Source organism: Massilia cavernae, assembly GCF_003590855.1.
Classification (GTDB): domain Bacteria; phylum Pseudomonadota; class Gammaproteobacteria; order Burkholderiales; family Burkholderiaceae_D; genus Telluria_A; species Telluria_A cavernae.
Genome location: NZ_QYUP01000179.1, coordinates 1 through 10,689, shown reverse-complemented (window position 1 = coordinate 10,689; position 10,689 = coordinate 1). Strand labels below are relative to the sequence as shown.

General features: G+C 67.8%; 12 protein-coding genes. 4 read left to right on the top strand and 8 right to left on the bottom strand.

The genetic code is table 11. The annotated features are described in order from the left end of the window. Together D3872_RS23380 and D3872_RS23375 are read right to left on the bottom strand one after the other, a co-directional pair. Nucleotides 1–1,233 (bottom strand): putative bifunctional diguanylate cyclase/phosphodiesterase (locus D3872_RS23380; RefSeq protein ID WP_307719457.1); only part of this gene is annotated, 1,233 nt, incomplete at its 3' end. A 105-nt stretch (nucleotides 1,234–1,338) separates the two neighbouring features. Next, nucleotides 1,339–2,097, bottom strand: coding sequence for a fused MFS/spermidine synthase (locus D3872_RS23375; protein WP_119813020.1), 759 nt, complete (start codon nucleotides 2,095–2,097; stop codon nucleotides 1,339–1,341). 69 nt (nucleotides 2,098–2,166) lie between these two features. Between D3872_RS23375 and D3872_RS23370 the strand changes: the two genes are divergently transcribed. From D3872_RS23370 to D3872_RS23355, 4 genes are all read left to right on the top strand, one after another. After that, nucleotides 2,167–2,442, top strand: a complete 276-nt coding sequence (locus tag D3872_RS23370; RefSeq protein ID WP_119813019.1) for a hypothetical protein — start codon at nucleotides 2,167–2,169, stop codon at nucleotides 2,440–2,442. Nucleotides 2,443–2,456: 14 nt separating this feature from the next. Then, on the top strand, nucleotides 2,457–3,641 hold the full coding sequence (locus tag D3872_RS23365) for a GGDEF domain-containing protein (RefSeq protein WP_119813018.1): 1,185 nt from the start codon (nucleotides 2,457–2,459) through the stop codon (nucleotides 3,639–3,641). Between the two features lie 81 nt (nucleotides 3,642–3,722). Continuing rightward, nucleotides 3,723–5,180: a Ppx/GppA phosphatase family protein gene (locus D3872_RS23360; protein WP_119813017.1), complete on the top strand. Its 1,458-nt coding sequence runs from the start codon at nucleotides 3,723–3,725 to the stop codon at nucleotides 5,178–5,180. A gap of 209 nt (nucleotides 5,181–5,389) precedes the next feature. After that, nucleotides 5,390–6,049 carry a hypothetical protein gene (locus D3872_RS23355; protein WP_229459495.1) on the top strand — a complete coding sequence of 220 codons (660 nt, stop codon included), beginning with the start codon at nucleotides 5,390–5,392 and terminating at the stop codon, nucleotides 6,047–6,049. 33 nt (nucleotides 6,050–6,082) lie between these two features. On the opposite strand, the gene D3872_RS23350 is transcribed toward D3872_RS23355, so the two are convergent. The 6 genes from D3872_RS23350 to D3872_RS23325 all read right to left on the bottom strand — a co-directional run bounded on the left by D3872_RS23350 (nucleotide 6,083) and on the right by D3872_RS23325 (nucleotide 10,520). Further along, nucleotides 6,083–6,370 (bottom strand): hypothetical protein, encoded by a 288-nt coding sequence (locus D3872_RS23350; RefSeq protein WP_119813016.1) that lies wholly within the window; start codon nucleotides 6,368–6,370, stop codon nucleotides 6,083–6,085. A 164-nt stretch (nucleotides 6,371–6,534) separates the two neighbouring features. Further along, nucleotides 6,535–7,191 (bottom strand): ABC transporter ATP-binding protein, encoded by a 657-nt coding sequence (locus D3872_RS23345; protein ID WP_119813015.1) that lies wholly within the window; start codon nucleotides 7,189–7,191, stop codon nucleotides 6,535–6,537. A gap of 3 nt (nucleotides 7,192–7,194) precedes the next feature. Further along, on the bottom strand, nucleotides 7,195–7,986 hold the full coding sequence (phnE, locus tag D3872_RS23340) for a phosphonate ABC transporter, permease protein PhnE (protein WP_119813014.1): 792 nt from the start codon (nucleotides 7,984–7,986) through the stop codon (nucleotides 7,195–7,197). Further along, complete coding sequence (locus D3872_RS23335; RefSeq protein ID WP_119813013.1) at nucleotides 7,983–8,813, bottom strand: PhnE/PtxC family ABC transporter permease; 831 nt, start codon at nucleotides 8,811–8,813, stop codon at nucleotides 7,983–7,985. Before D3872_RS23335 ends, phnE begins: the two co-directional genes overlap by 4 nt. Nucleotides 8,814–8,818: 5 nt before the next feature. Then, nucleotides 8,819–9,634: a phosphonate ABC transporter ATP-binding protein gene (locus D3872_RS23330; RefSeq protein ID WP_119813012.1), complete on the bottom strand. Its 816-nt coding sequence runs from the start codon at nucleotides 9,632–9,634 to the stop codon at nucleotides 8,819–8,821. A gap of 10 nt (nucleotides 9,635–9,644) precedes the next feature. Then, entirely contained in the window at nucleotides 9,645–10,520 is an 876-nt protein-coding gene (locus D3872_RS23325) for a putative selenate ABC transporter substrate-binding protein (protein WP_119813011.1), read from the bottom strand. Nucleotides 10,521–10,689: the final 169 nt, after the last annotated feature.

The following is a 10,689-nucleotide window of genomic DNA, read 5'->3' as shown; positions in this document are numbered from 1 at the left end:
GCTCATGAACAGGCTTTCGGTCAGCTCGATCTCGAGGCATTCGGGGCTGATGCCGGTTTCGGCCAGCACCCTGGCGATGTCGCCCAGCAGGTCGGGCGAGCCGAACTGGCGCGCCGACAGGTTGACCGCCACCCGCAGCTTGCCGAGGCCGGCGTCCTGCCACGCGCGGTTCTGGGCGCAGGCGGTGCGCATCACCCAGGCGCCAATCGGGACGATCAGGCCGGTGTCCTCGGCCACGCCGATGAAGCGGCCGGGCGCCACCATGCCCAGCTCCGGGTGCTTCCAGCGGATCAGCGCCTCCATGCCCACCACCTTGCCGCTGGCGATATCGACCTGCGGCTGGTAGTGCAGCACGAACTCGTCGCGCTCGAGCGCCTTGCGCAGCCAGCCTTCGATGCGCATGCGTTCCTGCGCTTCCTCGTTCATGGCCGGAGTGTAGAACTGGAAGTTGTTGCGGCCCAGTTTCTTGGCGCTGTACATGGCGATGTCGGCGTGTTCGATCAGGCTGTCGGCGGGCGTGTCCGGCGCCGGATACACCGCCACGCCGATGCTGCAGGTGACCGAGTGCTCGCGCGCGCCCAGCCACACCGGCTGCGCCACTGCGTCCATCAGGCCTTGCACCAGCGCCGGCAGCAGCGGGGCGCCAGGATGGGCCGACACGATCGCCACGAATTCGTCGCTGGACAGGCGCGCCACCGTGTCGCTGTCGGACAGGGCCGAGCGCAGGCGCGCGGCCACCGTCATCAGCAGCATGTCGCCGGCGCGGTGGCCCATGCTGTCGTTCACATACTTGAAGCGGTCGAGGTCGATCAGCATCACCCACAGCGGGCCGCCGCCCCGGTCGGATGCGACTATGGCCTGCGCCAGGCTGTCCTGCAGCAGGCTGCGGCCGGGCAGGCCGGTCAGCACGTCGTGCTGGGCGATATGATGGATGCGCTGCTCGCGCGCCGAGCGCTCGACGGCATCGGCGGCGATGCTGTCGTTGGCCAGCGCCAGTTCGGCGCTGCGCTGGTCGAGCATGCGCTGCAGGCGCGCGGCACGCGACGACAGCGAGTGCGCGCCGGCCGCTGCCGCCAGCGTCAGCGCGAGGCCGCCAAAGCCGATGCCGGCGCCCAGGCTGCCATCGCCAACGCGCGACACGGCGCCGTACAGTGCGCCGGTGGCGGCAAGGCCGCAGCCCAGGGTGGCGGCCGCCGCGGCAGAGAGCGAGAATGGCAGGCGACGACGGGGCAAGTCCAGTTTCCTAAAATGGGATGGGGCGCAGCGCACCCCCGGTTATCGAAGCCCCGACAGTGTGTCATACAAATTGCTCCAGCCGCAACTTTAATTGCACGCTGTTCACATTCGACCTGCCAGCCAGCCCACCACCGCGCGCACCAGCAGGCGGTTCAGCCAGCCGGCGCCGAGCCCCAGGCGGCGCTCCACCAGCCGTTGCACGCGCAGCGCGCGCGGAGCGTGCCCATGCCGGGGCGCCTTGACGGCGAACAGGATGCGGTTGTTGCCGGCCGCGCCGCCGAACCAGCATACGCGCCCGTCGAACACCAGCCGCAGCCGCTCCAGCATGCGCGGGTAGGCCGGGTCGTAGCTGAAGATGTTCGCCACCAGCACGCCGCCGTCAACCAGCGCGCGGCGGCAGTCGCCGTAGAAGCGTTCACTGCCCAGCGCCGGCGGCAGGCCGGCGTCGTCGAAACCGTCCACCACCAGCACGTCGACGCTGGCGCGCACCGACTGCAGCCAGGCGGTGGCGTCGGCGTGGACCACGGTGAAGCGGGCGTCGTCGGGCGGCACGCAGAACTGGCCGCGCAGGGCGATCACGTCGGCGCGCAGTTCGACCACGGTGATGCGCGCCTGCGGGAAGTGGCGGTAGCAGAACTTGGCCAGCGAGCCGCCGCCCAGGCCCACCATCAGGATGTGGCGCGGATTGGGAACGAACAGCGCGAAGCACATGATGGCGCGGGTGTAGGCCAGCACCAGCGCGTCGGGAGCGTCCACCCGCATTTCGCTCTGCACGTCGCCCGGCATGAATTCGAGCGTGCGGCGGCCGTTGCGGGTCGCGACCAGGGGCGCGCGCGGCGCCGTTTCGTTCGAAGGGAGCATGGCCGATTGCTATCTTGTTCACAGGCATGAGTTTCTGATAAGCTGGACGGGCAGCCATCCGGAGACACCATGTTCTTAGATCATCCTACCATTACCGCGACCAACAGCATGACCGAGCCGGACCGCATCGAGCGGCTGACCCGGATCTACGGCTACGCGATGGCGCTGGCGGACGCGGCCGGCAACAGCCGCTTCGTCGAAAAATTCACCCAGCTGCACGACCACAAGGGCACCCTGATCGTGTTCTGGGTCGACGCCCCGGACGAGGCCGAGCGCGGCTACTTCGTCAAGGCCTGGGCCAGCAAGGCCGGCGACGGCAGCACCAACGTCGAACACGAAGTCTGACCCAGACCGGCCCGATGGATATCACCACGATGGTTTTCGTGCTCGCGCTGGGCAACCTGGCGCTGTGCGCGGCACTGTTCTTCTTCGAATTCGGCAGCGCGCGCTCGCCGGCGCTGTCGACCTGGGCCATCGCGCGCCAGTGCCAGGCGGCCGGCTGGCTGCTGCTGTACTTCCGCGGCACCGGCGTCGCGCCCGACCTGGTCTCGATCCCGCTCGGCTACACCCTGCTGTTCACCGGCGTCGCGCTGGAAGCGGGCAGCCTGTGGGAAGCTGCCGGGCGCGCGCGCTGGCGCCGCTTCATCTACCCCGCGCTGGGCGTGGCGGTGGCGGCCTTCCTGGCCTGCTACTTCATCGACCAGCTGGGCCTGCGCGTGGTGGCCAGCTCGCTGATCCTCGGCGGCTTCTACATGGCCGGCGCGGTGGCGCTGGCGCTGGGCTGGAAGGGCGGCAGCATGCTGCGCCGATTCATGGTGGTCGCGCTGGCGATGCTGTCGCTGCTGGTGGCCGCGCGCGGCATCCTGGTGCTATCGATGCCGGGCGGCTGGGGATGGCTCAGCAACTCGCTGGTGCAGGCGCTGTCGTCGGGCGCCTTCGTGCTGCTGATGCTGCTGACCGCCTTCGGCTACCTGCTGCTGGCGCGCGAGCAGCTGCAGCGGGAAATCGAACGTATGGAAGTGGTCGACACGCTGACCGATGCGCCCAACCGGCGCGGTTTCTTCAACCTGCTGGCGCCGTGGATGGCGCTGGCGCGCCGTCCCGGCCTGCCGACCGCGGTGGTGCTGCTCGACCTCGACCAGTTCAAACGCATCAACGACAGCTACGGCCATCCGGCCGGCGACGCGGTGGTGCGGGCGATGGTCGACACCTGCAAGCGCCAGCTGCGCGACAGCGACATCCTGGGCCGCATGGCGGGCGTCGAATTTGCACTTCTGTTGCCGCGCACCGACCTGCTCGACGCGCTGCTGGTGGCCGAACGCATCCGCCGGGCGATCGAAGCGGCGCCGGTGAAAACCGAGCGCGCGCTGGTCAAGATGACGGCCAGCTTCGGCGTCACCACCATCCGTCCCGAGGACACCACGGTGAGCCTGTTCAAGCGCGCCGACGAGGCGCTGCGCGCGGCCAAGGCGGGCGGGCGCAACAAGGTAGTGCAGGCGGTCACGCCGGTCGCGCCCGAGGCGTGGGTCACGCCGGCGTCATAAGGGCGTCATATTGACTGGCTATCGTGATAGGATTTTCACGGCCAGGGTGCCTTCATGACAATAAGTGAGACAGAGGCTCGCATGTACGCTGCCGTAGATTTGGGTTCCAACAGTTTTCGTCTTTCTATCGGCAAGCATGATGGAGAGACCATCCGCGTGCTGAAAAGCGTGCGCGAGCCGATCCGGCTGGCCGCCGGGCTCGATGCCAACGGCGACCTCACCGTAGAGGCGAAGCAGGCGGCGCGGGCATGCCTGATGAACTTCCGCGTGGCGCTGGCGGCCTACCGCTTCGACGCGGTGCGCGTGGTGGCCACTTCCGCGATGCGCGTGGCGCGCAACGGCCAGGCCTTCCTGCCCGCGATGGAAGACGCCATCGGCTATCCGATCGAGATCATCTCCGGCGAGGAGGAGGGGCGCCTGATCTACATGGGCGTGGCCAGTTCGCTGGCGCAGCCGAAGGAGCGCCGGCTGGTGGTCGACATCGGCGGCGGCTCCACCGAGCTGATACTCGGGCGCGGGCTCGATATCGAGCGGGTCGAATCGTTCAGCGTGGGCACCGTCAAGCAAAGCCTGACCTTTTTCACGGGCGGGCGCATCGACGCCGGCTCGTTCGAACAGGCGATCCTGTCGGCGCGCAGCCATTTCGAGGACGCCGCGCCTCCCTATCATCCGCACAACTGGAAGCAGGCCTACGGCTCGTCCGGCACCGTCCGCACGCTGGCCGACGTCATTTCGCGCAACAACCTTGGCGACGGCCGGCTGACCCTGGCCGGGCTGGACGCGCTGAGGGAGCGCTTCATCGCCTGCGGCAACGTGTCCCGCATCGACATGCCGGGCCTGCGCGCCGACCGCGCCGGCACCATCATCGGCGGCCTGGCCATCCTGATCGGCGTGCTCGCCGAACTGGGCATCGACGAGCTGATCCCGGTCGAGGCAGGGTTGCGCATCGGCGTCATGTGGGACCTGTACCAGCGTTCGATCCACCATGACCGGCGCGATGAATCGGTGCGCATGCTGGCCGAGCGCTTCCACGTCGATCCCACCCGCGCCATCAGCGTGGCCGGGGCGGCGGCCGAGCTGTACGCGGAATTGAAACCGTCCGGCGACGGCTACGAGCGGCTGCTGTACTGGAGCGCGTGGATGCACGAAGTGGGCATGGCGGTGTCGCAGACCGGCTATCACAAGCACGCCGCCTACATGGTCGAAAATGCCGACCTGCCGGGCTTTACGGCGCGCGAGCAGAAAGCCATGAGCCTCCTGATCCTGGCCCAGAAGGGCAACCTGCGCAAGCTCGACAAGGCGGTGGAAGAAGACCTCGACTTTGCCAAGGCGGTGCTGGCGCTGCGCATGGCGATCCTGCTGATGCATGCCCGTATCGAGCTCAATCCCGGCGAGCTGCGCCTGCGCATGAAAAGCCGCATCGACATCGAGGCGGCGCGCGACCTGCTCGCGGCCCACCCGACCATCCGCTACTGGATCGAAAAGGAGCAGGAGTGGTGGGACGAGGTCGGGGTCGACCTCAACCTGCGCACGCTCTAGCGCCCGTCCTGGCGCGCGCCGCCGACGGCGCCGTTTGATTAATGATTCAGATCAATAGTTCGCTTCGGCGGGCTGAGCCGCCAACACCGCCAGCGCGTAAGCTGGTGGATGCCTGGATCGGCGGCCTGCGCGCGCGGCAATCCAGCTGCGCCCTTACGTAAAAGGGATAAATCGTATATATTGTTTAAATTATTAGGGATGGAGATCCAATGAGCAAAGCAGCCTCCGCGAAAACCAATGGACACTCGGTCGACGCTATCAAGGCGATTCCGCCAAAACCGCGCGTGCGCCCGGCGCCGAAGCCTGCCGTGAAGGGGGCGGCGAAGCCGCCCGCCAAACCGGCTGCGAAGGCGCCTGCCAAGGCGGTGGCGCGCACGGCGCCTGCCGCGAAGGCGCTGCCTCCGGCGGTGGAAGCCGCGCCGACGAGGGGCGCCAGCGCGCCGGCTGCGGCTACGGCATCGACGACGCCGGCCAAGGCGGTCAAGGCCAAGGCGGTCAAGACCAAGGCCAAGGTCAAGCCATCGGCCAAGGCTGGCGCCGCGGCGTCGGCCAAGCCTGCCGCCGCGAAAAAGAAAGCCGCTCCCAAGGCCGCCGCAAAGCCGGCGCCAAAGGCTGCGGCCAGGCCGGCGGACGCCGAACGCGAAAAGGCCAAGCCGAAGCTGGTGCGCGACAGCTTTACCATGCCGGAGGAAGAGTATGCGGTGCTGGCCCAGGTGAAGAAAGCGTGCCTGAAGGCCGGCTTCGAGATCAAGAAGAGTGAGTTGCTGCGGGTCGGCGTCGTCTTGATCAAACAGATCGATACGGCGACGCTGAAAGGCGTGCTCGCGAGCCTGCCCCAGCTGAAGACCGGGCGGCCGAAAAGCAGCTAGGCGGGGCGCGGTGCGGCGGTTTGCACGGCCGGGCTAGTGCATCGAGGCGTTGGACAGTTCCTTCAGTTCCTTGATGCTCAGCTCGGATTTTTCGTGCATGCGCAGCAAGATGGTGGCGCCAACCGCGAGTTTCCGGTGCCGGATCTTGCTGATGATCGGAGGCTGGACCTCCAGCACCCTGCACAGTTCCGCATCGTTCTTCAGGTGCATTTTTTCGATCAGCGTGTCGAGCAGCTTGTTCGGCACAAAACCCGAGGGCTCGAGCGCGCGCGCTCGATTCATCGCCTCGATCATTTCCTGTTTCCTTTGCCGTACGTTCATCGTACCCTCCAATCGTCCATTGGTGGTGCTTGTCGAGTGTCGTCCAACGTTTCCGATCGTAATTTTTTAACGGAAGTTAGCTGAAGATCGGATCAGAATAATGGTACTCCGCTAAGAATATATACGTGTCATTGTTGACAAATTAAACCTGAAATCCGCAAGGACTAGCGCACAACAGGCGCGGGGCCGAGGCCGGCGCGCGTAAGGATGAGTGTCTGGTCCGCCTTGGCTGCCGCGGCGTGGGAATGGGTGACCATGATGGCGCTGGCGCCGTTCGCGCGCACTTCGGCGCGCAGCAGGTCGAGGATGATTCCCGCGGTTTCGGGATCGAGGTTGCCGGTCGGTTCGTCGGCCAGCACCAGGGCGGGCTTGTGCACCAGCGCGCGCGCGATTGCCACGCGCTGCAGTTCGCCGCCGGACAGCTGGCGCGGGAAATCGGCGCCGCGGCCTCCAAGCCCGACCTTCTCCAGCATCGCGCCGGCGGCGCGCGCATCGAGGCCGTTGAGCAGCAGCGGCAACGCCACGTTCTGCTGCAAGGTCAGGTGGGGCAGCACGTGGAAGGCCTGGAACACGAAGCCCATGCGGCTGCGGCGCAAGCGCGTGGCCTCGTCGTCGCCGAGCGAGGAAATCGGCACGCCGTCGACCAGCACCTCGCCGGCGTCCGGCGTATCGAGTCCCGCGATCAAGTTGAGCAGGGTGGATTTGCCGACTCCGGATTCGCCCATGATGGCGACGAACTTGCCCGGCTCGAAGCGGTACGACAGCGACGACAGCACAGTGCGGCTGCCGTAGGCCTTGACGATGTCGCGCAGTTCCAGCATCGGTCAGCGGGTGAGGGCGCGGCGCAGCGCGTAGCTGGCCGCGTCGACCAGGCCGACCAGCAGCAGCATGGCGACGATGACGGTGGCGGCCTGCTGCATCTGGAACAGCGACAGGTGATACTTCAGCATCTGGCCAAGGCCGCCGGCGCCGACCACGCCCAGCACGGCGGCGGCGCGGATATTGTTCTCCCACCGGTACAGCGTATAGGACAGCATCTGCGGCAGCGCTTGCGGCAGGGTCGCGTACAGGAAGGCCGCCATCGGCGCGGCGCCGTTGGCGCGCAGCGCGCGTTCCGGCTGCGGCTCGGTGTTCTCCAGCAGGTCGGCGAACAGGCGCCCCAGCACGCCGACGGTGTGCATGGCCAGCGCCAGGGTACCGGCGAACGGACCCAGGCCGGCCGCCACCAGCAACAGCGAGGCCCATACCAGTTCGGGAATCGAGCGCAGCACGTTGAGCAGGCCGCGCGTCGGCCAGCGCAGCACGTTGCCGAAGCGCCCGCCGGCGGGCAGGGCCAATGCCAGGCCGCCGGCCACCGCCAGCAAGGTGCCGAGTGCGGACATCGACAGCGTCTCAAGCGTCGCGCCCAGGCACTTCAGCAAGAAGGGCTGCGTGGTGTCGGGCGGCGCGAAGCCGGCCAGGAATTCGGCGCTGCTGCGCACCGCGTCCTCGCTGAACAGCGCGGCCCATTCCAGCGGCAGCGAATAAAAGCTGGCCGCGGCCAGCGCAGCCAGCGCCGCCATCAGGAGCCAGGTGGAGTACGAGCGCGGCGGCGGCGCGGGCATCGCGCGCCTCATGCCAGCCTCGTTCGCAGCATCTTCGAGACCACGTCGGCACAGGCCACCAGCAGCACGAACACGATCAGCATGGTCGCCACTTCGCCGCCGGCCATCATCTTCATCGATTCGTCCATGCGCTGGCCAAGGCCGCCGGCGCCGACGAAGCCCATCACGGCGGAGCCGCGGATCGCGCATTCCCAGCGGTAGACGGTGTACGACACCAGCTCGGACGCCGACTCGGGAATCGCGCCGTACAGCAGCGCCGGAAGGCGCGCGCTGCCGCCGGCCAGCAGCGCATTGGTGGCGCCGGCGTCGCCCGATTCGAGGATCTCGGCGTACACCTTGCCCAGCATGCCGCAGTAGGTGAGCGCGATCGCCAGCACGCCGGCGGTGGGCCCGAGGCCGACCAGGCGCACGAACAGCAGCGCCCATACCAGTTCAGGCACGCTGCGCAGCAGGACCAGCAGCCAGCGCACCGCCTGGCGCAAGGCGCGCGCGCCAAAGCGCACGCGGCCGGTGCCCAGCCGCGAGATGGATAGCGATTCCGTGACGATCAGCGTGGCGGGGATAGCGCCCAGCAGTGCCAGCGACAGGCCGGCGGTGGCGATGGCCACGGTCTGCCAGGTTTCGCGCAGCACCATGCGCAGGAACTCTTCGCCATGCGCGGGCGTCAGAAAATCGGATGCGAAGCGCCACGCCGCGGCAAGGCTCTGCGGCTCGAACAGCGTCCACGGCTTGAATTCGGAATACACCAGCATTGGCCACAGCAGCACCGCGCAGGCGATCGCCGTGACGACGCGCGAGCGCCAGGCGGGATCGGGATGCAGGACGCTGGCGTGCGGCATGCGCGTCAGAAGCAGGCGCCGACGGCGATGCGGTCGGGGCTCTCGTGCGGCGCCGGTGGCGCGGCGTCGGTGCGCTCGTTGCGGTACAGCGCCGCGATCATGTCGTCGCCGACCTCGGCGCGCGGCAGGTCGAACACCACGCGGCCGTCGCGCAGCGCGACGATGCGCTTGAAATTGGCCAGCGCCATGTCGACCTGGTGCAGGCTGCACACCAGGGTCGCCTTGCGCGCCGCGGCTTCCTGCTGCAGCGTGGCCAGGGTCATCTGCGACAGCGCCGGGTCGAGCGCCGACAGCGGCTCGTCGACCAGGAAGGCGCGCGCATCGGACAGCAGCAGGCGCGCCAGCGCGCAGCGCTGGCGTTCGCCGCCGGACAGGCGGTCGACGCGCGAATATAGTTTGTCGCCCAGCCCGAAGCGTTCCAGCGCATCGAAGGCGGCGTCGGGATCGAGCGGCCGCACCAGCGACACCAGCGCCTGCCACAGGCTCCATCGCGGCAGGCGCGCGGCCAGCACCGCCGTCACCACCCGCTGGCGCGGCGGCAGCGGCGGCGCCTGCGGCGCCAGGAACAAGCGCGAGCGCAGGGCGTGGCGCGCGGCTTCGGGCAGCGTCCACGGATCCTGCCCGAACACCTCGAAGGCGCCGGTGAGGGGCCGGTGCGCGCAGGCCAGCGTGGACAGCAGCGTGGTCTTGCCGGCGCCCGAAGGCCCGATGACGGCCAGCTGCTCGCCCTCGGCCACGTCCAGGCTGATGGCGTGCAGCGCCACCGGCGCGCCGGGCGCCAGGTGCCTTACCGTCAGCTGGTCGAGCCTGAATGCGCTCATCGCGGCCCGCTTACTTCAGCAGGCCGGCATTGCGCGCGGCCGCTTCGATGCTGGTGTAGTTGGACGCGGTGGTCGGCACGAACTTCGTTGCGCGCTGCAGCGCCAGGATTTCCTTGCCTTCAGGAGTCGATGCGTCCAGCGCCAGGAAGGCGTCGGTGATCTTCTTCTTCAGGGCCGGGTTCATGTCGCTGCGGACGGTCCAGTTGTAATCGAAGTAGGTTGGGGTGGTGTAGAACACGCGCACCGCCGCCGGGTCGACCTTTTTCTCGGCGACCAGCTTTTCCCATACCGAGATGTTGAGCGCGCCCGCATCGACCTTGCCGCCTGCGACCGCGGCCACGGTGGCGTCATGCGCGCCCGAGAAGGCGATGCGCTTCATGTCGGTGTCGGGATTGATTTTTTCGGCCAGCAGGAAGGAGCGCGGCATCAGGTGACCCGAGGTGGACGACTCGGAACCGAAGCTGAAGGTCTTTCCCTTCAGGTCGGCCAGCTTGTTGATGTCCTTCGATGCGGTAACGAACACCGAACGGAACTTCTCGTCTTCGACGCGCTGCACCAGCGGGGTGACCTTGCCGCCGCTGCGGTGGTGCGCCTGCACGAAGGTGAAGCCGCCGAACCAGACCATGTCGATCTTGCGGTTGACCAGGCCTTCCACCGAGGCCGCGTAGTCGGTCACCGGGGTGAACACGACCTTCAGGCCGGTCGCCTTGGCCAGGTACTCGCCCAGCGGCTTGAACTTGCGCTGCAGTTCGGTCGGCGCCTCGTCGGGGATGGCCGATACGCGCAGTTCGCCAGGAACGACCTGGGCAGTGGCAGGGACCGAAGCGATGGCCAGGGCGGCGGCCAGGATCGAGAGGACGGTGCGGCGGTTTGAAATGAGGGACATGGGAGGCCTTATTGTTAGTTGGTGCGGGTCGGAAACCGGGGCCGGCGTCACGCTTGGCGCGCGGGAAAATTGGATATTCAGCTATGATAACAAAAACACCAAATCTTCCGCTGCCAATGATGGGAATCCCATGCAGACACCATGCACCGAAATGCGTTGTCCTGTTGCC